Raw genomic sequence first — 24,842 nt, 5'->3', positions numbered from 1 at the left:
CCGTCCAACGGTCATCAGCCTTGAAATAAAAAAACCCGGCCTAGCGATGCAGGCCGGGTCTTGGTGCATATATAAGGTTGTATTAAGCTTCTACTGCTGCAGCTACCGGAGCTAGAACTGCTGGATACACGCTCACTTTTTTGCGGTCGCGTCCCCAACGTTCGAACTTCACTACGCCTTCTACTTTTGCATAAAGCGTATCGTCTTTCCCGATGCCTACGTTAGTACCTGGGTGAATTTTTGTTCCGCGTTGGCGAAACAAGATGCTTCCAGCGGATACGGTTTGACCGTCAGCACGTTTAGCGCCAAGGCGCTTCGACTGCGAGTCACGTCCGTTCTTCGTGGAACCTACACCTTTCTTCGAAGCGAAAAGCTGAAGATTCAGTTTCAACATAGTTATTCCCTCCTTCTTAAAGGTTTGTGGAGCAAACCTACTCGGAAGCATGAACATTAAGGTCTGTAATGCAAACCTACTTCGAAAGCTTACGCATTAAGAAGTTCATGAATGACGACATGCTTGCCGTATGATTTTGCGATAGTGTCAAGCATAACCGCCATCGATTCCAGCAGCAGCTGCATCCGGCCGTCTGAAGCCTCGTCTGTCAGCGTCGGAATATCCGACGATAACCAGCCGTTCTTCATCTTGGCAGGCAGCTCTTCTCCTGCTAAAGCTTCGATCGCGTTAACGGTACCAACCGATATGGCCGATACACCCGCGCAAACAATATCTTTGCCGGGTTTCGCATATTTAGCATGTCCTTCGACTGCAAAAGATACGATACGTCTGTCAGCGGCTCTTCGTACAAAGGTAACGGTTATCATAGAAATTCCTCTTATGCTTGGATTTTCTCGATTGTTACTTTTGTGAACGGTTGACGATGACCTTGCTTACGACGGTAGTTCTTTTTGGCTTTGTATTTGTAAACGATGATTTTTTGGCCTTTGCCTTGTTTCTCGACTTTGCCTGTTACTGTAGCGCCGGATACAACCGGAGTTCCAGTTACAAGACCGTCACCTTTAGAAACCGCCAAAACACGATCAAACGTTACGCTCTCGCCTGCTTCAGAATCCAGTTTTTCGATGTAGATAACATCGCCTTCCTGAACTTTGTATTGCTTTCCGCCTGTTACGATGATTGCGAACATTGTTGGTGCACCTCCTTATTTTCGAAGACTCGCCTAATTCAGGTGGTCCGCAGCTTGCGCCGCATACGCTTATTTACCCAATCGGAGCGGTACTTGTACATCTCATTCCTTACGAGGTACGAGACACACACCCAAAGATTGTACCATACTATGCAAGCTATATCAATTGATCCTAAAAGAAAAATCGATTATTTATATGCGTCGTTACGTTTGACTGTATGAGCACCGCAGGCAGAGCAGTGATCCGTTAGCTGATGAACAGCATTCTCGCGTGCCTTTTTCCTTGTCATTTCAATCAGGCCGAGCTTGGTCCATCCCAAAATCGTACATTTCGTTTGATCATTGCGAGCTTTCTCACTCAGTCGTTGCATCACCTGCTCGCGATGCTTGTCCTGCACCATATCGATAAAATCAATAATTATAATTCCGCCTACGTCTCTTACTCTTAGCAATCTCGCAATTTCCTCGGCCGCTTCCATATTGGTGCGGAAAACAGTGTCTTCTAACCCCGAGGTGCCCGTAAATTTCCCTGTGTTCACATCGATAACCGTCAGCGCTTCCGTCTCTTCCCAGATAAGATGGCCACCGCATAATAGCGGAATTTTGCGCTCGAAAGCCCTCGTCACCTGCTCCGACACTCGGTACGCGTCAAATAAGGGAATGCCTTGCTTTGGCTCGTAGCGCTTCAGCCGCTCAAGAAGCTGAGGAGTCATTTCCTCAAGCAGAGCCGATGCTTCCTCAAATCTGTGGGCGTGGTCAATCCAAATTTCATCCATATCGGTTGTTAAGGTATCACGTACGGCACGCCGCATTAAGCCAGCTTCCCTATGCAGCTCGCAGGGAGGCTTTGCGTCCAAGCTGCGCTGAGCGATGCTATTCCAAATTTCTCTTAGCTGCATGACGTCAGTCTGCAAGGACAGCTCGCTCTCTGACGCGGCTGCGGTTCGTAGAATGATGCCTTCTTCCTGTTCCCGCAGCTTCTCTCCGATGTAACGCAAACGTGCCCGCTCGCCCTCGGTGCTGATTTTCTTAGAGACGCCGACATAGTCGGCGTTCGGCATATAGACAAGCCAGCGGCCAGGCAGCGTAAAATGCGTCGTCACGCGAGCCCCTTTGCCGCCAAGCGGCTCCTTCATCACTTGAACAAGCAGCTCCTGGCCTGGCTTTACAAGGTCTTGAATGAGCGGCTTTTGCTGAGGCTGCTTCTCCAAATGAGGGTGGAGCAGCTCATCTATATACAAAAAAGCATTTTTGGTTAGTCCTACATCAACGAATGCCGCCTGCATGCCGGGCAGAACGTTTACGACACGACCTTTATAGACATTGCCAACCAAACTGCTTGCTTTTGATTTTTCCATAAAAAATTCGACTAGGCGGCCATTCTCCAGCACTGCGGTTTGCAGCATCTCTCCATGTACGTGCATCAACATTTGCTTCATTTAGGGCTATCACCTGCCAATATGCTTTTCATCTATTTTAACTGAAAAGCTCCGACACTGCACGGTTGGGATTATTTTCTGATAAGCAGCCTTCGACAATCTTCTGCTCCGGCAGCACCTTAACTTCCTTGCTCTGCGCCTCCACCATATAAATTAAATGGTATCTTTCCCTTTGAAACAACCGTGCAACCGAGATGATCGACTGTTTTCCGTTCACGATGATCGGACTAGCAATGTGCCCCATTGTGAGAGCTTGCAAGGAAATGCGTTCGCGATACATCAGAAATCGATAAAATAAAAAGGGAACGCTGCGATAATACGTCCAGTTCGTCATGACAAGAAATAAGCCGACAATCAACAGGTTGAGCTGGATGCCATCCTTATAAACCAGCCATGGAAGAAATGCGGCTATGATCATCAGCATGCTGAACAGCATGCTGATGCGAGCAGACCACAGCAGCATTTTGTAGTAATTAACCGCGTAGCTTAAGGCTGCCTGCAGCAGCTTCCCGCCATCAAGCGGATGAATAGGCAAAAGATTAAATAAACCAATCATTAAATTTGCCTTCCAAACATAAGTAGCCCATTCCGGGTCCCATAACCCGAGCTGCCCGCAGCCCCAAGCGGCAAGCCCCATCCAAACGTTTTGCAGCGGACCTGCGATAGCTACAATTGCTTCCTCTTTTGCGGGCAAGCCGCCAGCTTCCTCTACCTCCACAACACCTCCAAAAGGCAGCAGCTTTACCTCTCGGACTGTCCAGCCGAAACCTAGCGCTACGAATACATGGCCAAGCTCATGCACCAGAACGAGCAAAAACAATGTAATGAGCTCGGCAAAATATCCGGTCATGACCGATCCTAGCATAATAATGACAAATAACGGATGGACCGACCATACAATCCCTTTCCATTTAATCAATCGGTATCACACCCACTGGATCGATATAAAGATCGTTTTGCTTCACGGCAAAATAAAGCAAGCTCGGCTGAGTACCTTCTGCCTTTAACAAATTGCCGATAGGATCTCCCGCTTCAACCCAGTCATTCACGCTTACCTTTGTTGTGCCGAGCAGCCCGTACACCGTTACGCGCTGATTGGCGTGCTGAATAACGATCGTTGATCCTTTCTCGTCCTGTTCCGTCAATAAAAGCACGCGCCCCGTTTCAGCAGCTACGACCTGTCCTTCTGATTTTCCAGCCAGCTCGATGCCGCTCAGCAGCTCCGCAAAGGTTCTAACGAGAGAACCATCCTCCAGAGGAGCAACGATGGGCAGCTTAACCGTCCCGTCAGCACCTACAGCGTCCCCGTTATTATCCTTAAAGATAGGAATAAAGGATGGAGCACCCGCAAACGTTTCTTTATACCATGCAGCAGCTGTCGCAAAATCGATCTCATCGGTAAGCGCCTGTTTAACGAGCGCTTGTCCTTTAAGCGTGTATTCATTGTCATAATGGAACAAGGCCCAGACGGCTGCGAAAAGCAAAAGCGCAACCGCCAGCTTCCATTTCAGCTCCTTGCGAAAGGAATGCTTGCCCGGTCCATATCGCGGATCCTTTTTCCCCGTGAGATCCGGCGGCTTGACAAAAGTCCTTTTATCCATAAATCCATTTTCGTCTCCCCAGCTAGCCCATGGATTCGGATTTGTTTTCCAGACCACCTCGGGATCAAGCTCTTCCTGCTCCTCACCTATAAAATATTCATGCTTTAATGGTACCGTTGAATTGGCATACAGGTCCTCGATTTGCGAGTCCCGTGACGATCGATCCGATCCAATTTTGCCTTTTTGCTGTCCCCGCTGTTTCTCGCTATCCTTCATCAGCATTTCACTTTCCTCCCCGCTTCCATCGTCATTGCGACAGCTTGTTTCTTTATACATGGATATGTGGAGAGTGAGACAAGTATGCGGACGCGGTAACGACAAAAAAGCCGCCCCGATACGGAGGATATCCGTTCAGAAGCAGCTTTGCCTGCAGGATGGCCTTAATCGGCCAGCTCATATTTTTCTTGATGCGCTTTTATGCTAAATACGAGTCCGATAGACAGCATATTTAGCAGGAGTGATGTTCCTCCATAACTTACAAAAGGCAGTGTAATTCCCGTAATCGGCATAATGCCAATCATCATCCCGATGTTCTGGAATACCTGGAACACGTACATGGATACGATCCCGATGACGATATAGGAGGCCCGCAAATCATAACATTTGAAAGCAATAATGATCATGCGATAAATGAGCAGGAAATATAGGAGCAGGAGAATCGCCGAGCCTTGGAAACCAAACTCCTCTCCGATTACGACAAAGATCGAATCAGAATATGGGTATGGCACGAAGCCGCCGTTCTTCATATCCCCTTGCAAATAACCGTCACCGCTTAAGCCGCCCGAACCGATGGCAATTTGCGCATTTTCCGATTGATGCTTGTCATTGGCCGTTGCGGTCTCCGGATTGATAAACGTATTGATCCGCTTATGCCAGTGTCCCATTTCATTAGCGTTCAAGTAATCATAAATTTCTTGGTTGAACATATTGAACAGAGAAACAAACAAGACTAAGCCCGCAATAACGACAGCAAGACCCGCAACAACATGCGTATACTTAACGTTTCCGATCCAAAGCATACCAAGCACGATAACCAGATAAATAATCGCGTTGCCTAAATCAGGCTGGATCATAACGAGCATAAACGGCAAAAAAGCAAATGCGGCTATCGGAAGCAAATCTTGCGTAACTGTCAGCCGGTCTCCCTGCCTGCGTCCCATCAGAAAAGCGATTCCGATAATAAGCACAATCTTGACGATTTCCGCGGGCTGAAAGGATTGGCCTGCAATGACGAACCAGCCTCTCGCACCGTTGATGACCGCTCCAAAAAAATATACGAGTATCAGCATGATCACGCCAATGCCGTACAGGATGTACCAGTTTTTCAGCACGATTCGGTAATCGAACAGCGTTGCCCCGATTGCGACAAAAAAACCTAAAGCATAATAACCGAGCTGTCTTGTATCTGATCCGGCATATTTCGGGAAATTTGCGGTAGCGCTATGGATAACAACCGTACTGATAATCATGAGGAATACTAAAATGATTAGAATTCCCCAGTCCAGCTTTTTTAGTTTGTTAAGCAATTCGTAATCATCCTATTCCAAGGAACTTGCGGAAACGTTTAAATGCTCCAGCTTTCTCATCAAGCAGCATGAGCGGAACCATATCGCCAAGGATACGGCGTGCGATGTTACGATAGGCGATAGCTGCGCGCGAAGCCGGATTCATAACGGTCGGCTCTCCGCTGTTTGCGGCAGAAATCACTTTCTCGTCATCAGGTACGATGCCAACAAGATCGACCGCCAGAACTTGACATATTTCATCGATATCGAGCATTTCGCCGGTTTTCATCATATTTTGACGAATGCGGTTGATGATAAGCTTACTAGGTATCTTCTCTTGCTCAAGTAAACCGATTACCCGGTCAGCATCACGAACGGCCGCATTCTCCGGCGTCGTAATAACGATAGCCCGGTCTGCCCCTGCTATTGCGTTCCGGAAGCCATGCTCAATGCCCGCGGGACAATCGATAATGACGTAATCATGTTCTTTTTTGAGCTCTAAAATCATATTACGGACCTGCTCAGGCGTAACCGAATCCTTATCCTTCGTCTGAGCGGCTGGCAGCATATAAAGTTCATCAAATCGCTTGTCTTTTACGAGCGCCTGATTTAAACGGCAACGGCCTTCAGCGACGTCAACCAAATCATATATGATCCGATTTTCTAGTCCCATGACCACATCTAGATTTCGAAGTCCAATATCTGTATCAACCATGCATACTTTCTTGCCAAGCAAAGCTAGCGCGGTACCCAGGTTTGCCGAGGTGGTCGTCTTACCAACGCCGCCTTTACCTGAAGTTACAACAATCGCTTCTCCCATATTCTACACTCCTTTAAACATTATAGGATTATGCCGTATGCGGAATAATTGCGCTAGCTTATCGATTTGCATTCGGCCTTCGCTTAAGAAGGCGAACTCCATTGATGCATCGCCGGTCATCCATTCCTCAGGCGGTCTGCTGATTACATCTGCAATGCGAAGCTGAGTTGGACGCATGAGCGATGTCGCAATGATGACATCGGTCCGTCCGCCAATCCCCGCATGCGCTGTGCCGCGCAATGCACCAAGCACATAAATGTCACCTGTGCACATGAGTGTGCCGCCTGGATTCAAATCGCCGATTAAAAGTAAATCCCCATCATGCTCATAGGTTTGGCCAGAGCGTACGATCGACGTGAGCACTTGCAGATTAGGTTTTTGTCCTAACAGAGAATCGACCTTAGGAGCGTCGGACTCAACAGATTGAACCATGAGGTTTCCTTGAGATCGTATCACGTTTTTGATTCGATCCTTGTCGTCATCTGTGACATGCCTAGTGCCAAGCTTCACGTGTACGTGTACGAGTGGACCAGTGAGCAGCTGCTGATGCGTTTTCTCCAGCTTGTACTGCAGTTCATCTAGGAGCGTCGCGAATTCACATTTATCGTCGAGAAGGAAGACGAGACCTTCTTTTACACCTTTTATAATAATATGCTGCTTATCGGTCACGTTCGTCCCTCCCCAACCTAATGGATTCTTGATACGCCTAACAAAATCCTGCCTGAGCAATTATTTTATTCCTCATCCTTTTCCGCTTTCGCTTTCGTCTGTCCCTCAAACAATCTTCTCGCAGGCACATAACATGCAAGCGCAAAAGCCAGCTGTAAGAACAAGCTCGGAAGAATATGATCAATGAGTGCCCATGCAAAGCTTTCATTTGTAATCCGAAAAACGCTGTAAATAAAATAGATGACACAATCATACAAGATACAGGCAAAACCAATAACTGAAATGGCCATCATAATGGTTGAACGGCGACGCTCTAGAAGCACTCCCGTAAAATAGCCCATTAACCCCATAATAAACGCATTAATCCCGAGCAAATGTCCAAAATAAACAACATCCTGAAGCATGCCGAAACTCACGCCCAGCAGCAAGGCCAGATGGCGTCTGCTGTACAATCCTGAGAATATAACCATCACGAAAACAAAGTGAGGAATGATCCGATGACCGAAGCCAGCTGGAATAATCCATGGCATCACAGCTCCCTCGATGATGAAAAGGAGAACCATCAGCAGGATAATTCGGTTCATGCTCATTTCTCGGCAGCCTCCAATTCAGGCACCTGAACGACAAACACCTCTGTCAAGTGATCGAAGCTGGCTGCCAGCTTTACAGACGCCGTATACGTAAGCCCGAAATCGCCTAGCTGCAAAGATTCCACGGTCCCAACAACAAGTCCTCTAGGATACACGTTTCCAAGCCCCGATGTGATGACGGTATCCGTAATCTGCATTTTATCGGTTTCCGCAATTTTCGTCATGACGATTCTGGATGTTTCCTTATTGTAGCTGCTCAAAATACCAAAGGAATCATCCTCGCGTCCCATGATCGTTACAGCGATGGAATTGAACGTTGGCGATGCTTCATCCAGCTCGGTAATTGGCGTTACGGCCGCCGTAAACGGCGTTACCGAGCTGACCAATCCGATCAATCCGTCGATGGTCGTAACGGCCATATTCGGTTTAATGCCGTTTTTGGAGCCTAAATTAATCGTCATTGTCCGATTGTTCGCTTCATTGCTCACGGAAATGACCTGTGCGATCAAATATTTATAATTATACATTTCCTTCTGCCGTTCTGTGAACGATAGTTCCTCTTGCAGACGTTTATTCTCTTTCTCTATGAAATTGTAATTAATCTTATCGCGAGAGTACGCGGCAGCCGTAATGCGAAGCTGCTCGTTCTCTTCATAGATTGTGCGCAAATTGCTGATATCCTCAAAGAAGCCCGCTATATAACCAGCGGGCTTGTAAAACCATTGCTGCACGTATGCTGCCGAGTCCTTTAGAAATTTCTCCGGCCATGATAATTCCTTGCGATCGCTTAGCGAGTAGCCGATGACCGCTATGCACAAAATAAACCCGATCATAAGCATAAACATACGCTTATTTCGCATTAGCCTAAACAGCTCGATCACCTGCCCATTTCATATCCGTTTCCCCAGCGGACCGTATTTAGCGTCTCGAACGAGATGCTGAGCTTCTTGCCTTAAATAAATGAATATTATCAAGTGAACGGCCTGTACCGATCGCCACGCAGTCAAGCGGATTATCAGCAACGATTACCGGCATGCCCGTTTCACGCTGCAGCAGCTTGTCCAAATTGCGCAGCAAAGCGCCGCCGCCCGTAAGCACGATTCCCCGATCCATAATATCGGCGGAAAGCTCCGGAGGACATTTTTCAAGCGTTACTTTAACCGCATCTACAATGGCATTGACCGTATCGGCTAATGCTTCCGTAATTTCATCGGATGTGATGGCAAGCGTCTTAGGCAAGCCGGATACTAGATCGCGCCCGCGGATTTCAATCTTCTCCGGACGGTCAAACGGAAGTGCTGAACCAATCTCCATCTTCAGCTGTTCAGCCGTGCGCTCGCCGATCATGAGATTGTATTGTCTCTTAATGTATTGCGTAACTGCCTCATCCATCTCATCACCCGCTACGCGAATGGAACGCGCCGTAACGATACCGCCTAATGAAATAACGGCAACCTCTGTCGTGCCTCCGCCAATATCGACAACCATGCTGCCTGTTGGCTCCCACACGGGCAAGTCAGCACCAATTGCTGCGGCAAACGGCTCTTCAATCGTAAAAGCCTCGCGAGCTCCCGCTTGCTTAGTAGCATCCTCTACGGCACGCTTCTCCACCGCTGTAATACCTGACGGTACGCATACCATTACGTTTGGATGGCGGGGGAATAAAGAACGCTGCTTCTGAGCTTGACGAATAAAATATTTAATCATCGTTGCTGTCGTCTCGAAATCAGCGATAACGCCGTCTTTCATAGGACGAATGGCGCGAATGTTGCCTGGCGTTCTACCGATCATTTTTTTCGCTTGCTCGCCTACTGCTTCGATTGTTTTTGTATCCGTACGAAGGGCCACCACTGAAGGCTCCCTTACCACAATTCCTTTACCTTTAACGAAAACCAACGTATTAGCTGTCCCTAAATCAATACCTAAATCTTTCGAAAAACCACCAAACATGTTGTTGCTCCCTTCTAATTGCCACATCACTTTATTATATTACATATGGCCTTGTTCCTTCAAACTTACGAATCTACCGTCTCCGACAACTAAATGGTCAAGCACTTCTATTCCGACTAGCTGTCCGGCCTCCGCCAAGCGTTTCGTTAACGAAATGTCTTCTGGGCTTGGCGTCGGATCGCCGCTTGGGTGATTATGAACACAAATAATAGATGCGCTGCTGCGCGATATGGCTGCACGAAATACTTCACGAGGATGAACTAGCGATGCGTTAAGCGTACCGACCGATAAGGTTTCGCGGGCTATAATATGATTTTTGGTGTTTAAAAACAAACATACGAAGTGCTCCTTTTTCAAATAACGAAGCTCCTCCATCACATAGTCCGCAGCATCCTGCGGCTTGCGAACGATAACCGCCTCGCCAATTTGACTGCGTGAAATCCTTCTTCCCAGCTCAATGCCCGCACGAAGCTGTATCGCTTTGGCGGGACCGATTCCTCGAATGGCTGTCATTTCTTCCATGCTCATATCCATCAGGTTACGCAAGCTGCCGCATTGCTTTAATATCGCGCCCGCCAAATGCACGGCAGATTGACGCTGCGTTCCCGTACGCAATAAAATAGCAAGCAATTCGGTATGGCTGAGTGCTTCTGCCCCATATTTCATCATGCGCTCTCTTGGACGTTCTTCATGGGGGACATCACGCAAAATCATTGGTTGCGGCAACATATCCCAATCCCGCCTTCTCAAAATATGGTTTATTCATATCCTGCCTAATTCTTGAAAAAAAATCCGATCGAAATCATAAAAGCTTTTGTTCAGACGTAAACGGCTGATACCGCCCTTTGAGGAAAAACAGGCCTTTCGCGGAAATATATAAGCTGATTTATAAGCAAAAACTTATAAATTCCTATATATTAAAAAACAGCAATGTCATAGGCAGCGAGCATGTCTGACAGCAGTGATAATGGCAGTCCAACGACATTAAAATAACAGCCGTCGATTTGCTCCACTAAGGTGGCACCTAAGCCTTGTATGCCGTAAGAGCCTGCCTTGTCGCGTGGTTCGCCGGTAGCTACGTATCTTGCAATCTGATTCTCGCTAAGAGGTTTCATCATCACCTTGGTCATACGGTGCGCAACCTTTGCTTCGCCAGTGGAAGAGTTCACGCAAGCTACACCGGTATACACCTCATGAGCGCGCCCTTGTAGGCGCCTCAGCATAGTTCGCGCCTCTTCATCATCAGCAGGCTTGCCAAGAACATCGCCGTCAAGGACAACAATCGTATCCGCGCCAATGATTATTGACGCTTGATCCTCCTGCTTTTGTTGCAGCAAAGGTATGGCTGCATTCGCTTTCCGCAAGCTGAGCTGCTCGACGACTTGTGCCGGTGACCACCCTGCTTCGATTGTTTCATCTGTGTCAGTAGACAAAATATAAACCGGCAAAGAAAGGTCCAGCGATGCGACCAGTTCCTTCCGGCGCGGTGACGAAGAGGCCAGTACTAGCTGGCTGAACGCTTCGTTGCGTGATTGGTTATATGCCATAAAATAATTGCTGCGCTCCTTCATGCTTTCCTCTAGCGGTCAATAGCCGCTGCTCTACATTTTGCGGTACAACCATATTGCAATAACAGCTCCAATGATGCTAAATAAGCTGAACTGAAGATGAAGCGTTAGGTTGAAACTGAGCACATATAGATCAATAGCGGGAGACCATGACGTTTCGATTGGTTTCGTTAAAAAAGAGATGCCAGAAACAGGGGCCAGCCACCGCGCTACTAAAGCGCCAGCTAATAAGCCAAGTATGATAAAAATGAGAAGAATCCAGCCGTTTTTCTTCATCTTTCAACGCCTCTCGCCATGAAATGACACCTAAGACCATTATACGCATGAACCTATTCGTTTACAATGCGTTGATGGGCTCAAACCATTCTTTTTGCGCAATAACCGCATTCATGACCGCCTTTTGCGTTGACCATAAATGAGCATGAGACGGCTTTTTATCATACTCTATCATCGTTTTAGCAGCTGAATTTATGGCTTGTATGATTTGATCAAGATACGCTTTTCCATCCGTATCACCTATACCTATTCGCATCACTGCTGCATTTTCTGTCCATTTTTGATGCTCGGCTTGCCAGGAGGCTGCTGCAGCTTTGCTCAAGGGTGACAATGCCGGCTGCTCCAGCTGGGCCAATGTTAATTCATCCAACATTTGGACGATTGCGCCAGTCTGTTCGAAGAAGCTTTGCGCCGTTGTCGATTCACCTGTAAATGGTATTTTTTCCGGATAATTGATACTCACTTCTTTAACGTACAGATCGATATCCGGAAGCAATCCTCGAACCGTCTGCGCTTTGCTGCGATCGCTTCCCATGCCTGCGTAGACGCGATAATCAGCAGCGCTGGTCATTGCAGCACCTGCAAGACCTTTCTTCGCCAGCTGATCAAGCGCAGCGTCTCTGCCCTCTGTATTGCTGAAGACGCCGAACTGCAGCATATAGTAGGTCTGGTCCAGCCCCTTAAGGCTGACCATCGCCGCATTAGCGTCAGGTTTTGGCTCCGAGTTATCATCTACGGCCGGCTGCGTTGTGTCATTATCTTCGTTTATATCGTTTACGCCTGTTCCAGCCCCTGTTTCATTGTTCGATACGCTGCCTGTAACCGCCTGTGAATCCGGCTTGTTCCCTGCTCCTCCCGGGAAGATGCTTGCGCCTGTAAATAAAGACAGCAGCAAATAGCCAAACAAGGCGCCGGTAGCAAGCGCAGCCGCCACCGATAAAAACACATTAAACCATGAAGGTGCCCCTGTCTTGCTTTTCATTCTGGAATATTGGCGCTTATTATTCCTTGATTCTTCGTACAAAAGCTCATCTTCATAAGGACGGTAAGTATCACGCGCTTCATTTGCAGAAAAAAATCTTTCATCATCAGTACCTGGATCATTCTCTTGCTCGTCGTTTGTCTCCATTGCAATTGGCTTCAAGATCGGCTTCACAATTGGCGAGTCGATTGGCTTTACGATTGCTGTCTTTTCTTTTGGCGCAATCGCCTGTTTCGGCGTTGATGGTTCCGGCTTGGCATCGGCATTCCTAATAAGCTGCTCCAAAGCGGCAATATCCTCTTGAAACGGGCTGTTCCAAGGGCTGACTTCGCTTATCGAATGCTGCTCTGTGGAAGGATATAATGGGATCACATTCATTTTAGCTAATTTATTCGAATTCGGAGCTGTGCTAGCCGTGGATGCAGGTTTGCTCTCATGGACCTCCTGCTGTTTATGGCTGCTTTGCCCATCTCCGTCGACAGTTTGCCCGTTCCGATCAAAACGGTATGTAATCCGATTTTTTTGCGTCATAATAACCACTCCTTGTCCCTTTCTTCTAGTATTAATCTATGAGACTTTTAAGAGATTTAGACCGATGAAGGGAGCACTTCTGCGTTTTACAGTCCCGCTCCAAACATCCCTTCTAAGGGAGAGAACCTATGGCATTTCCTCCGGCCAAGGGAGGAACCCATGACACCTATTCCGGGCACCAGTACCTTAACTATCGACGGAAATACGGTTGCGATTATGATCAGTGTGGAAAAGGGGATCACCTTTGGAGGTAAACTTCGGTTACTTTTATAACGTCTTTAACCCTGTAATCCTTGTGATTAGATGGTGAAATTCCTGTTAAAAAAAAACGGTGATACATACGTAGGGAAAAGAGCGGTAATGTAGTTTTTCCTGATAATTTCTTGGGAAGGCTAATGTAAATATCCTTTCTTAGTAAACGCTGAAGTCTGCACACTGACTAGCACAAAACGCGGACGATTGACCTTCTTCATAAAGCGATGAATTGTCTAGGTGAGCAGCGTTTCTCAAGGACACACAAGGCGTTTATCTGAATAAGCGAGGAATGAGTGAAAAAATAGAATAATAAATTGGAGAGACTATCTAGACAAGTTTCGAGGATTTATGAACGTTTGGCGAATTGGTCATTGATTTACATACTGTATACCTTTGTGCTCACTAACAAGGAAAATTATGAAATATATTAACGAAACGGTAGAGCTGATCGAGACTCTGCCTTTGCAATAAAAGCATAAATTAATCATTACCTTTAATTTCCGCGAATACGGCGGCATCATCAATAAATAAATGCTAATCACTTTAGTTCAGTCAATTATCAATGACTTGTTACATCTTTCTAAAATATTCTTTATAAACATAAAATTTTGTTAGGATAACCCATCCGGTTCCTATATGGCAGCTCATTCTAATTCTGATAATAACTTCTTTGCTTTTCGGTATAAGCTCTCCTTGATTTTTTTATCTCTCTCACCAATCTCAGGCTCCCAAAATACCTCTAATGCTTCTTTTGTTACTGCTTTCCGTTCTAAAATAAAATCCAGAGTCGTATATGCTCTCCTATTCAACAGTTTCAGCAAATCATCCGTATTTAAAAGCTCACCTGCTTTTACTGACTCTCGATATCTAAACGCCGTCGCTTCTTTAATAAATACTTCATTATCCACAATGTTTTCGGCTTTTTCCAACTGTATAACCGTAAGTCGATCCCTTTTTACCGCGTCAATTAATAGACTAACAAGAGCCAAATATCCTGTCGCAGAACATGCTTGAAGCAGCTCCTCCAAAAAGTGATCTGTTCGTATCCATTTCCGAAATAAAGGAATTTATTATTAAGAGTTCATCCTTTTGCAGCTCCAGCTCGCTTGATTCAAGAATATCTACCAATCCTTTCATATCAGTCAATTCGACCCCTCCTTAATGTTTCTGATAATAATCACTCCAGCCAGTTTGCCTGCTTTCCTAACTTACTCTAGCAAAACCCAGCTTCCGATTCGTTAACTCTCATCTATTACATCTGCGCAGCTGGTAATCATTTATCGTACTGGCTGAATAGTGAGCTTTACTTACTCTACTGACACCCCCTCTAAAGCAATCGGAAGAATACAAATCCGTAAGAGCTTCATCTATCCGCTCTCCCACAATACCGCCTCAAAAGCTACGTTGCACTTTATACAATAGAATTCGACGCAGCGCGGCAACCATCAACCTACAATGTAGTTTATGCAGTAGAATACTTGATTTCGATCGATTTCTACCCTGTAGGAGTGCTTTCTGTTGCATTTCCTGCAATGTAGCAGGTTGTCGGCGTATCATGTTAGGTTTACATTGCAGAAATTGCAACGTAGGAGAAAACTTAATTAAAACTGGTGCTCAGCCAGTCATTTTACATCGAATTTCGCCCTCCATTTACCTGAATGAAGGAATATGTATAGGAATCCGGTGTCTGTACTCACGCATTCGCTTGTACTGCTGATGCATTTGAGCATGCTTATGTTCGCACTTGTGCTTCTGCATTTGCCATTACTCGTATTTAGCGCTAAAAACAAAATGCCCGGTGATTCCGCAAAGGAACCGCCGGGCATTAACTGTTTAATGGTTCGATTTCAACGATTTGGCCAGCGAATCCGCTACCTTCCAAATGTCGCCTGCTCCCATTGTGATGACTAGATCGCCTGGTGCGACCCGTCCAGACAAATATTCGAAAACTTCGTCCTTAGTCGGAAGATACAATGTGTTTGCATTGCTGTTGCTCTTTATCAGCTCTACAAGCTTGAGAGAGGTCACACCCTCAATTTGAAGCTCGCCCGCAGGTGAGTAAATATCGGTAATAATGACTTCGTCTGCCTCAGGAAATGCACGACTAAATTGCTCGAACAGGAAAAATGTCCGCGTATAGCGCTGCGGCTGGAATACCGCAATAATGCGTTTTCCTGTTGCCTTAGCTGCACTGATTGTAGCTTTGATTTCAGTCGGGTGATGGGCATAATCATCAATGACCAGAATATCATTAACTTCACCCATCACCTGAAAGCGGCGCTTGGCGCCTCTAAAGGATTGAATCGCAACCGCGATTTTGTCGAAGCTCAAGCCTGATTCCAGACAGGTAATAATCGTAGCCATAGCGTTATACACATTATGAAGACCTGGAACCGAAAGCTCCACTTCTCCTAGAGTTGCTCCGTTATGCGTCATCGTAAAGGATACCTTGCGGTCTCCGAGCACGATGTTATGGGCTTTATAGTCTGCCTCGTTTTCTATACTGTAGGTGATTAGCTGCGATTTATCGATATTTCCTTTATACACTTGCGGTATCAGTTCGTTAACCGTCTCGTCATCCGCGCATACAATCGCCTTTCCGTCCGCTTTCACCTGCTGCAAAAATTGTACGTAAGCCGCCTTCAGCTTACCGAAATCGCCTTCATAGTTTTCAAGATGATCCGGCTCAATATTCGTTACGATAGCTAACGTTGGATGATAGTGGAGAAACGATCCATCGCTCTCATCTGCTTCGGCCACGACATACTCACCTTTGCCTGCTTTTGCGTTAGTCCCTACATTAACGATTTCTCCGCCGATAATATAGGTTGGATCCGCATCGCAGTTTTCCATGACAAGCGCAATCATCGAAGAGGTTGTCGTCTTACCGTGCGCGCCGGCTACCGCGATCCCTTTGCCTGCATTCATCAGCCTTGCGAGCATTTGTGATCGGTGCAAAACAGGGATGTTTAGCTCCTCTGCAGCCTTCCGTTCAACGTTATCCTTGGAGAGGGCCGTTGAATAAACGACCAAATCTGCTCCCTTTACATGCTCCGGCTGATGACCGATATAAATGCTGGCACCATTTGCTGCAAGCTTCTCTGTTAATTCTTGACGCGCGACATCGGATCCGGTCACCTTATAGCCCATTTCCAGCATAACGCGGGCAATGGCACTCATTCCGTAACCGCCGATTCCGATGAAATGAACGTGTTCTGCCGTATTCAAAGACGGTTCACCAACCTTTTTCAGAATCCGAGTTATACAAAATGCGGGAGCGAACGTCAGCTATTAAATAAAGCGTGCCTGTTACGACCCCAAGGTCTGTTTCCCCGGTTAACTGTTGTAGTTTTTGTAATGCTGTATGCCAATTCTGTTCCACTACAAGCTCGAAATCATACTTATCAGGCTGCTGCTGCCGCATTTCATTGACCAAATCAGCTAAAGCTGGGGCATCTTTTTTCATTCGAAAATCAGGCTCGGTCACAATAAGCGTATCCACTATTGGTAGTATATGCTTAAGTACATCCTGATGATTCTTATTCTCCAGCATACCCATCATAAGATGCAAACGATCATACTTGTAAGTGTTTTTTAGCGCATCCGCCAGCGATTCTGCGCCTTCTGGATTGTGTGCCCCGTCAATAAGAATACGAGGCTGCTGAGATACCATTTCCAGACGTCCAGGCCATGCGGCTGCCTTAAGGCCTTCAGCTAAAATTTCATCCTCAACAACAAGCGCATTGTACTGACGCAGCACCTCGAGGGTCATAACCGCTACGGCTGCATTCGTTCGTTGATGCGCGCCGTTCAGCGTAATGGTTAACGGCTCAATGCTTCGGAATAAATTTTCGAAACGGAAGGTTTGTTCATTTTCTTGAACCGACAGCGCGGTTTCATGGAATTGCTCACCCAGCAGGTAGAGCGTACTTTTCTTATCCGCAGCGACACGCTTGATCACATCAATCGCCTCAGGCTGTGCTACCGCACTAATGACCGGTATGCCCGCTTTGATGATGCCGGCCTTCTCGCTGGCAACTGCTGCGATTGTATCGCCCAGCCGATCCATATGATCATGACCGATATTCGTAATTACCGTAACAACCGGCTGTACGATATTCGTCACGTCAAGCCGTCCGCCAAGCCCTGTTTCCCATACGACATAATCGGGATAAGTAACCTTCGCGTAAAAAAGGATGGCAAGCGCGGTCGATACTTCAAACATTGTCGGCGAGCCAAGCTCCGTTTCTGCAAGCGCCTCAACATGAGGCTTCAGCTCATTCGCAAGCCTGAGAAGCGTTTCTTCGTCGATATCGATGCCGTTATATTGAAAGCGATTCGTGAATTTCGTTATATACGGTGATGTAAAGGTTCCTACGTCGTATCCGCTGCGCAGCAATACGCTGGTCAAATATGCGCATGTCGAACCTTTGCCGTTCGTTCCTGCAATGTGAATAAACTTCAGCCTGCGATGTGGATTCTCTAGCAGCTCCATCAGCTTTTCAATCCGCTCAAGACCTGGACGAATACCAAACGGAATTAGCCCTGTAATCCAATCCACCGCTTCCCGGTAGGATTGCAGCGGCCCTGCAGGCCGCTGCTCTATCTGTTGATTCGTCATCCTAATCGTTCCTTCTTCCGTTTGCAGCGTTATCCGCGCAATTCCGCAATTCTAGCTAGTACTTTGTCGCGTTTGTCTGCATAATCGTTCATTTTGGCGCGTTCTTCGTCAATGACTTTAGCCGGTGCTTTCGCTACAAAACCTTCGTTGCCAAGCTTCTTCTCAACCCGCTCCACCTCAGCATTCAAATGCTGGTGCTCCTTTTCGAGACGGGCGATCTCTTGTTCGATATCGATCAAACCTGCAAGCGGCAAATAAAGCTCTGCTCCGGTTAGGATAGCTGTCATAGCTTTGTCTGGGGCACTGATATGCAGACCTGTCTCCAAACTTGAAGTACCGCAGAAACGTTTAATGAACTCTTCATTGCGGGACATAATCGCGGCTTCCGCTTCACTGGACGGCTTGATCAGCATTTCAATCTTTTTGCTCATCGGCACGTTTACTTCCGCACGGATGTTGCGTACCGCACGGATCATTTCCATTAACAGCTCCATCTCTTTAACGGCATCCGGCGCATCAAGCGCCGTATCATACACAGGCCATTCAGCCAACGTGATCGTGTCGCCTTTATGAGGCAAATGCTGCCAAATCTCTTCACTGATATACGGCATGAACGGGTGAATCAGGCGCTGCGTGCGGTCAAGTACGTACGCGAGTACCGATTGCGTTGCCTTTTTAGCCGCCTCGTCCGTACCGTAAAGGCTAAGCTTAGCGAATTCAATATACCAGTCACAGAGATCATCCCATATGAAGTTATACAAAATCCGTCCGGTTTCACCAAATTCATAGCTCTCAATTAGACGGGTCACATCACGAACGGTTTCATTCAAGCGATGCAAAATCCAACGATCTGCTGTGCCAAGGTTAACCGTAATATCAATATCCTCAGCTTCAACGCCTTCTAGATTCATCAGCGCAAAGCGTGAGGCATTCCATATCTTGTTCGCAAAGTTGCGCGCTTGCTCAACCTTCTCCCAGCGGAAACGCAAATCCTGTCCCGGTGTGCTGCTTGTAGAAATCATATAGCGCATCGCATCCGCGCCGTATTTCTCAATAACCTCAAGCGGATCAACGCCATTGCCCTTCGACTTCGACATCTTCTGGCCTTCAGAGTCGCGAACGAGACCGTGAATCAGCACATCCTTGAACGGCGACTGATCCGTAAACTCAAGCGCGGTAAAGATCATCCGAGCCACCCAGAAATAGATGATATCATAGCCCGTTACAAGCACATCCGTTGGATAAAAACGCTTGAGATCCTCCGTTTGTTCCGGCCAGCCTAGTGTGGAGAACGGCCACAGCGCGGAGCTGAACCACGTATCAAGCACGTCATTGTCCTGGCTAAGGTGTTCTCCCGCCATGTCCTCGCGGGATACATGCATCTCGCCGGTCGCTTCATCGTACCAAGCCGGAATCCGGTGGCCCCACCACAGCTGTCTGGAAATACACCAGTCGCGTACGTTTTCGATCCAGTGCAAATAGATTTTCTCGAATCTCTCCGGTACGAAGTTAACGCCTTTACCAGCCTTCTGGGCAGCAATCGCTGCTTCAGCCAGCGGCTTCATGGCTACGAACCATTGCGTGGAAAGATACGGCTCAACTACCGCGCCGCTGCGCTCGCTGTGTCCAACCTGATGCACATGATCTTCGATTTGGATGCATACGCCTTGCTCCTGCAAATCTTTAACGAGCTGCTTGCGGCAGTCCGCGCGGTCAAGGCCTTGATACGGTCCTGCTTCTGCATTCATCGTGCCCGTCTCGTCCATGACAATGATTTGCGGCAGGCTGTGGCGCTCGCCAACCTCAAAATCATTCGGGTCATGCGCCGGCGTTATTTTCACAGCGCCTGAACCAAATTCTTTATCTACATACTCATCGGCAATAATCGGGATCTCACGCCCAACAACCGGAAGCACGATCATTTGACCAATCAAATGCTTATAGCGGTCATCCTCGGGATGAACGGCTACCGCTGAGTCTCCCAGCATCGTCTCCGGCCGTGTCGTTGCTACGGTGATAAAGCCTGATCCGTCTTTGAGCGGATAGTTGAGATGATACAAATGGCCGTTAATCTCTTTATGCTCAACCTCGATATCGGATAGCGCCGTGCGTGCGGCAGGATCCCAGTTTATGATTTTTTTGCCGCGATAAATAAGACCTTTCTCATAAAGACGAACAAACACCTCGCGAACAGACTTCGAAAGGCCTTCGTCTAGTGTAAACCGCTCTCTTGAATAATCCAGGGAAAGGCCCATTTTCGCCCATTGGTCACGAATCGTATTCGCGTACTCATCCTTCCATTCCCACACCTTCTCTAGGAATGCTTCACGACCTAGATCATAACGAGAGATCCCTTGCTCTCGCAGCTTTTGCTCCACTCTTGTCTGAGTCGCTATCCCCGCATGGTCTGTACCCGGCAGCCAAAGCGCATCATACCCCTGCATCCGCTTCGTTCTGATCAAAATATCCTGCAGTGTAAAATCTAACGCATGACCGATATGCAGCATTCCGGTAACGTTAGGCGGCGGTATGACAATCGTGTAGGTTTCTGCATCCGGACGTTTGCCTGCCTCGAAAAATTTTCCCTGCATCCAGTAATCGTACCATTTCTGCTCAGCTGCCTTCGGATCATAAGTTGTCGGCATTGCAGTTGTCGTTTGATTTTCTGACATTCGTTCCATCCTCCATAAATCGATCTACAAAAACAAAAAAAACCTACCGCCCTTATCATAAAGGACGAAAGGTTTAGCTTCCGTGGTACCACCTTTGTTCCACGCGAACAACAAGATCCGCATGACACTCAAACAGATAACGGCTGCGGCCGGCCTGACTTCGGTAGAGCACAGGTTGCTCATACTTGGCTCAGGCAACTCTGGGGCGACTCGTAGCAGTCACTTCCTGCGGAACCTCTCAGCGTAACGGTTCCACTCTCTGAAGGCTTTGCTGCATACTATTCCCCTTCAACGTCGTTATAACGCATATATACCTTTAATCATACCTTTGTTATACGGCTGAGTCAACCAAACTAACGCAAGAAATGCCCCTATTGCTCAACTTTTTGAGCAATAAGGGCATTTCCGACCTTCCTGACCGTTATGGAATGTAAAGCAGCTGTCCTTCCGACACGCCGGAATCATCCAAACGGTTATAAATTAGAATTTMTCTCGGATTTAAGCTGTATCTAGAGGCGATGACGTCGAGCGTCTCATCCCGCTGCACGATACACATTCTGATTTTTCGAAATTCCGTATCCTCAGAGCGTTTGCCAAGAAATAAGTTTTTCCATTCAATCTCGTCTCCTGATGCTTGCACCCTTGCTTGTTCATCTGCCCGCTGCTGAGCGATCACTTGCTCGGCAGCCTCGCGAACCGCTTGCTCCCGCCTGCTCGTCTGCAGCAGCGTGAGAATACCGATATCGGCTGGCGAACCCGTTCCGTCCTGAGGCTGCTTGCCTGTAAGAGCAATCCGCACCTCCTGTTTCTCCGGTTCAGGTTCAATCCTTTGAGGCGGCAATGCTTCTGCAAAAGGCGAAGGAGGCGGCTCGTTTGCTTCCGGCTCCGGCTCCAACTCCTGCTCTTCCCGCTCCTGATCAAACGCTGGCTGCGAGCTGATAAACTCGGATTCGTTCTGCTCGACGTTCGGAGCGGCATTCGCAAACGTTGAGGACGTTGCAAGCCATCCCTCGCTGCTGGTTTGCTGAGAGGCTAACGTGATTTCCCGCTCGTCAGCCAGTTCAGCCTCTTCTTCTTCTTCTGTCTGTTGACCCGGAGTCGCGAACAACTGGGATGATGACCAGCCTGACTCGGAAGCTATAGAAGAGATCGTAACGGTTGCCTCCGACTCATCCGACAATTCCGGCTGCTGCAGGTATGGAACCTCTTCTTGCGCAGCAAATTGTTGCTCTTCCGGTAGTATGTACGGCTGTTCGTTAGCGGCATTCTGGTTGTTAAAAAACTCCGCTGCGCGTTMGTCAAATGCTTCCCGCTGATGCACGACAGTGAATGGCTCTTCGCGCCAGATTTCCTCATGCTCTTGAACCGGCTGGGCAGAAATCCCGCGCAGAGATAAAACGCCCGTAATGTTTAAGGTGCGCGCGGACAATAAATCGACGTCAAAATTATCAATTTCAATCGAAATATCGTCCAGTCGTGATATTCGGTTCATCGGAAGCGTAATTTCGACGGGAATCCAATGCTCCAGCGTCAACGAGTTTTCGGAATCATTTTGACTCCTATATACCCCGCTCAAAAGAAGCTGCCCTCTAAGCACGGCATGATCCCCCTGATCGATCACCTGAATACGGGGAACAAGCTCAATTTCCTCCAGCTCGTCAATTGCCGCAACATCATCGGGCAAATGGACGCGCTCATACACGTCAAAGCGTAATCCGTTCGTTTGATCCGACACGCCTCAGTCCTCCCCTCTCATACTGAATGCTTGGTCTAACATTACATTCACTACTTATCTATATGGTAGGTTGGGCAGGAGCATGACTATCATTTTGAACGATGATGTATCTTTTCTGAAAGCTCAGTCAGCCACTCCGGCCAAGGCGAAGAAACTTCCTTAAGCAAATCCGTCCAAGGATGCGGAAATACCAGCTTCTCCCCATGTAGCGCTTGATGGCTCAGCAGCCTTGTATCGCCACCGTATAAGCCGTCCCCGATCAGCGGATGGCCGATATAGCTGAGATGAACCCGGATTTGATGCGTTCGGCCTGTCTCCAGCTTTACCCGTATGAGCGACATTTGGGTATTTGAGGCAAGCACCTCATAATGACTGATCGCTTGATCCCCATTCTCGGAAACCCGCCGTCTTGCGCGATGATGACGGTCCTTTCCAATCGGCGCATCAATCGTACCGCTCGGCTTGGACAGCTGCCCTTGCACCACAGCGATATAATGCCGATCAATTGCCTTTGACCTCATCGCCTCGTCAAGCTTCCACTGGGCCAGATCATTTTTGGCATATAAAACAGGGCCGGAAGTATCATCATCAAGCCTATGGATGTGACGCACATTAAGCGGATCTCCCTTACTTAGAAGATGTCTAGCTGCCGCTTCATCCAAGGTGCCGCTTTGTCCCGGAGCTGTTCCGTGTACGGCCATCCCGGCAGGCTTGTCGAGCACGATGCAGAAATCATCTTCATAAAGTACCGCAGGCATTCCCTCGTGCGCATGCGGCCGAATATTTCGGTATGCAGCATCGCTGCGCGGATCAACCGGCGGGAATGCCAGCAATTGAAGCACTTCCCCGTTCCACTGAATGCCTCCGATCGAAAATAACCGATTAATCCACTTCTGCGGAAAATAGGAACGGGCCAGCAGCCACTGCCGCACAAGATGCGGATGGCTGCCAGCCCGCGGCTGCGCAAGCTCCGGCAGAGCTGCCGGATCCTTTTCCGAATGGGGATCAATGGTTGGAGAGGCGGTAATGGCTGCCATAGCTGTCCTGTCTAGCTCCAGCCATTGCCCGTTCCTCTTCATATGACCATCAAGCATGTCATTTTCCTCCCAATTGTAATTACTGCAGCGGATTTCTGCTTTCTTACGAGCCTCAATCCTCTACCCTATGCTGCGCTTGGCCTTACAAGCGGCTAAATGCGATATCATGCGCTTCGATCGTAGCATCAATGTCTTCATCCGTATGAACCCCAGAGACGAACATGCCCTCGAACTGGGAAGGAGCCACGCTAACTCCCAAATCAAGCATCGATGCAAAGTAAGCCTTAAATCGCTCGAGATCGGAGGTTTTCGCGGATTCAAAGTTTATGACGGTCGAATCGGTGAAGAACGGACATACCATCGAGCCCACGCGATTGATCGTGTTCGGAATGCCATGCTTGCGCGCATTCGCTTCAAAGCCAAGCTGCAGTCTCACCGCTTGACGTTCCAATTGCTCATAAAGCTGAGGTGTAAGCAGACTAAGCGTCGCATAGCCTGCAGCCATCGCAAGCGGATTACCGGATAAAGTACCCGCTTGATAGATAGGACCGCTAGGCGCAATCAGCTCCATCAGCTCACGCTTTCCGCCATAAGCGCCAACAGGCAAGCCACCGCCGATTACCTTGCCGAAGCAGGTAAGATCCGGCTGGATGTCATAAAGTCCTTGCGCACAGCTGTAGCCTACACGGAAGCCAGTCATTACCTCGTCAAAAATAAGAACAGTGCCGTACTTCGCCGTTACGTCCCGAAGTCCCTGCAGAAAACCGGGCAATGGCGGAACGACGCCCATATTACCGGCAACCGGCTCAACGATAACGCATGCAATCTCTTCGCCAAACTTCTCGAAAGCGAGCTTTACCGATTCGATATCGTTGTAAGGCACCGTAATCGTATGCGAAGCTACGTGCTCAGGTACACCCGGGCTGTCAGGCAGGCCAAGCGTTGCAACACCTGAGCCTGCTTTGATCAACAAGCTGTCCGCATGACCGTGGTACGAGCCTTCAAATTTCAAAATCTTGCTGCGCTTCGTGTATCCGCGCGCGAGTCTTAACGCACTCATGGTTGCTTCCGTACCCGAGTTTACCATGCGGACAATATCCACCGAAGGAACACGCTCGCAAACGAGCTCAGCCATCAACGTTTCCAGCTCGGTAGGGGCGCCAAAGCTTGTCCCTTTTTCGGCCGTCCGTTTAATGGCTTCCACGACCTCCGGATGGGCATGACCCATGATGAGCGGTCCCCATGAAGCTACGTAATCAATATAGCTGTTGCCATCGATATCATAAATGCGGCTCCCTTGTCCTCGTTCCATATAAACAGGGTTCAAACCAACCGATTTGAAAGCTCTAACGGGGCTGTTCACACCGCCAGGTATAACCTTCTTCGCTCTTGCGAATGCAGCAACTGAGCGTGCGTCATTTCTAAGATTCGAATGATCTTTCATCT

General features: G+C 48.0%; 23 protein-coding genes and 2 other annotated features. All 23 genes read right to left on the bottom strand.

From position 1 onward, the window contains the following. Window positions 1–82: 82 nt before the first annotated feature. Window positions 83–394: a 50S ribosomal protein L27 gene (gene rpmA / locus AC1DLI_RS26460; RefSeq protein ID WP_053374800.1), complete on the bottom strand. Its 312-nt coding sequence runs from the start codon at window positions 392–394 to the stop codon at window positions 83–85. 89 nt (window positions 395–483) lie between these two features. Further along, the gene (locus AC1DLI_RS26455) at window positions 484–822 is read right to left on the bottom strand and encodes a ribosomal-processing cysteine protease Prp (RefSeq protein ID WP_477607478.1); all 339 of its coding nucleotides are present in this window, start codon (window positions 820–822) and stop codon (window positions 484–486) included. A gap of 11 nt (window positions 823–833) precedes the next feature. Beyond that, on the bottom strand, window positions 834–1,145 hold the full coding sequence (gene rplU, locus AC1DLI_RS26450; RefSeq protein ID WP_053374798.1) for a 50S ribosomal protein L21: 312 nt from the start codon (window positions 1,143–1,145) through the stop codon (window positions 834–836). A 15-nt stretch (window positions 1,146–1,160) separates the two neighbouring features. Further along, window positions 1,161–1,250, bottom strand: a sequence feature (ribosomal protein L21 leader region). An 83-nt stretch (window positions 1,251–1,333) separates the two neighbouring features. Then, window positions 1,334–2,584, bottom strand: a complete 1,251-nt coding sequence (locus tag AC1DLI_RS26445) for an Rne/Rng family ribonuclease (RefSeq protein ID WP_477607476.1) — start codon at window positions 2,582–2,584, stop codon at window positions 1,334–1,336. Between the two features lie 37 nt (window positions 2,585–2,621). Next, entirely contained in the window at window positions 2,622–3,503 is an 882-nt protein-coding gene (locus AC1DLI_RS26440; protein WP_477607474.1) for a M50 family metallopeptidase, read from the bottom strand. Further along, complete coding sequence (locus AC1DLI_RS26435; RefSeq protein ID WP_477607472.1) at window positions 3,496–4,407, bottom strand: peptidoglycan DD-metalloendopeptidase family protein; 912 nt, start codon at window positions 4,405–4,407, stop codon at window positions 3,496–3,498. The genes AC1DLI_RS26440 and AC1DLI_RS26435 overlap by 8 nt, the downstream gene beginning before the upstream one ends. 158 nt (window positions 4,408–4,565) lie before the next feature. After that, window positions 4,566–5,711, bottom strand: coding sequence for an FtsW/RodA/SpoVE family cell cycle protein (locus AC1DLI_RS26430; RefSeq protein WP_477607470.1), 1,146 nt, complete (start codon window positions 5,709–5,711; stop codon window positions 4,566–4,568). Between the two features lie 7 nt (window positions 5,712–5,718). Beyond that, window positions 5,719–6,510 (bottom strand): septum site-determining protein MinD, encoded by a 792-nt coding sequence (gene minD / locus AC1DLI_RS26425; protein ID WP_053374793.1) that lies wholly within the window; start codon window positions 6,508–6,510, stop codon window positions 5,719–5,721. Window positions 6,511–6,513: 3 nt separating this feature from the next. Continuing rightward, a complete protein-coding gene (locus tag AC1DLI_RS26420) occupies window positions 6,514–7,179 on the bottom strand; it encodes a septum site-determining protein MinC (RefSeq protein ID WP_308998531.1) in 666 nt (221 codons plus the stop codon). 65 nt (window positions 7,180–7,244) lie between these two features. Beyond that, window positions 7,245–7,769 carry a rod shape-determining protein MreD gene (mreD, locus tag AC1DLI_RS26415; RefSeq protein ID WP_477607467.1) on the bottom strand — a complete coding sequence of 175 codons (525 nt, stop codon included), beginning with the start codon at window positions 7,767–7,769 and terminating at the stop codon, window positions 7,245–7,247. After that, complete coding sequence (mreC, locus tag AC1DLI_RS26410; RefSeq protein WP_477607465.1) at window positions 7,766–8,629, bottom strand: rod shape-determining protein MreC; 864 nt, start codon at window positions 8,627–8,629, stop codon at window positions 7,766–7,768. Before mreC ends, mreD begins: the two co-directional genes overlap by 4 nt. A 58-nt stretch (window positions 8,630–8,687) precedes the next feature. Continuing rightward, on the bottom strand, window positions 8,688–9,719 hold the full coding sequence (locus AC1DLI_RS26405) for a rod shape-determining protein (protein WP_477607463.1): 1,032 nt from the start codon (window positions 9,717–9,719) through the stop codon (window positions 8,688–8,690). A gap of 39 nt (window positions 9,720–9,758) precedes the next feature. Next, window positions 9,759–10,448 carry a RadC family protein gene (gene radC / locus AC1DLI_RS26400; RefSeq protein WP_308998535.1) on the bottom strand — a complete coding sequence of 230 codons (690 nt, stop codon included), beginning with the start codon at window positions 10,446–10,448 and terminating at the stop codon, window positions 9,759–9,761. A 188-nt stretch (window positions 10,449–10,636) separates the two neighbouring features. Further along, window positions 10,637–11,266, bottom strand: coding sequence for a Maf family protein (locus AC1DLI_RS26395; protein WP_308998536.1), 630 nt, complete (start codon window positions 11,264–11,266; stop codon window positions 10,637–10,639). 54 nt (window positions 11,267–11,320) lie between these two features. After that, on the bottom strand, window positions 11,321–11,563 hold the full coding sequence (locus AC1DLI_RS26390) for a DUF4321 domain-containing protein (protein WP_308998537.1): 243 nt from the start codon (window positions 11,561–11,563) through the stop codon (window positions 11,321–11,323). 61 nt (window positions 11,564–11,624) lie between these two features. After that, window positions 11,625–13,076, bottom strand: a complete 1,452-nt coding sequence (locus AC1DLI_RS26385; RefSeq protein WP_477607460.1) for an SPOR domain-containing protein — start codon at window positions 13,074–13,076, stop codon at window positions 11,625–11,627. A gap of 899 nt (window positions 13,077–13,975) precedes the next feature. Further along, complete coding sequence (locus tag AC1DLI_RS26380; protein WP_477607459.1) at window positions 13,976–14,359, bottom strand: hypothetical protein; 384 nt, start codon at window positions 14,357–14,359, stop codon at window positions 13,976–13,978. Between the two features lie 805 nt (window positions 14,360–15,164). After that, the gene (gene murC, locus AC1DLI_RS26375) at window positions 15,165–16,559 is read right to left on the bottom strand and encodes a UDP-N-acetylmuramate--L-alanine ligase (protein WP_477607457.1); all 1,395 of its coding nucleotides are present in this window, start codon (window positions 16,557–16,559) and stop codon (window positions 15,165–15,167) included. A gap of 7 nt (window positions 16,560–16,566) precedes the next feature. Then, window positions 16,567–17,952 carry a bifunctional folylpolyglutamate synthase/dihydrofolate synthase gene (locus AC1DLI_RS26370; RefSeq protein WP_477607455.1) on the bottom strand — a complete coding sequence of 462 codons (1,386 nt, stop codon included), beginning with the start codon at window positions 17,950–17,952 and terminating at the stop codon, window positions 16,567–16,569. 29 nt (window positions 17,953–17,981) lie between these two features. Further along, window positions 17,982–20,624, bottom strand: a complete 2,643-nt coding sequence (locus AC1DLI_RS26365; RefSeq protein WP_477607453.1) for a valine--tRNA ligase — start codon at window positions 20,622–20,624, stop codon at window positions 17,982–17,984. Window positions 20,625–20,681: 57 nt separating this feature from the next. Then, window positions 20,682–20,925: a binding site (T-box leader), on the bottom strand. Window positions 20,926–21,045: 120 nt separating this feature from the next. Next, window positions 21,046–22,359 carry a LysM peptidoglycan-binding domain-containing protein gene (locus AC1DLI_RS26360; RefSeq protein ID WP_477607451.1) on the bottom strand — a complete coding sequence of 438 codons (1,314 nt, stop codon included), beginning with the start codon at window positions 22,357–22,359 and terminating at the stop codon, window positions 21,046–21,048. Window positions 22,360–22,448: 89 nt separating this feature from the next. After that, the gene (locus AC1DLI_RS26355; RefSeq protein ID WP_477607449.1) at window positions 22,449–23,453 is read right to left on the bottom strand and encodes an RluA family pseudouridine synthase; all 1,005 of its coding nucleotides are present in this window, start codon (window positions 23,451–23,453) and stop codon (window positions 22,449–22,451) included. An 85-nt stretch (window positions 23,454–23,538) separates the two neighbouring features. Beyond that, the gene (gene hemL / locus AC1DLI_RS26350; RefSeq protein ID WP_477607447.1) at window positions 23,539–24,840 is read right to left on the bottom strand and encodes a glutamate-1-semialdehyde 2,1-aminomutase; all 1,302 of its coding nucleotides are present in this window, start codon (window positions 24,838–24,840) and stop codon (window positions 23,539–23,541) included. Window positions 24,841–24,842 lie beyond the last annotated feature (2 nt).

This window comes from Paenibacillus sp. 01T443 (assembly GCF_056398325.1).
The sequence above is the reverse complement of the archived record's forward strand: the minus strand, read 5'-3'. Positions and strand labels throughout refer to the sequence as shown.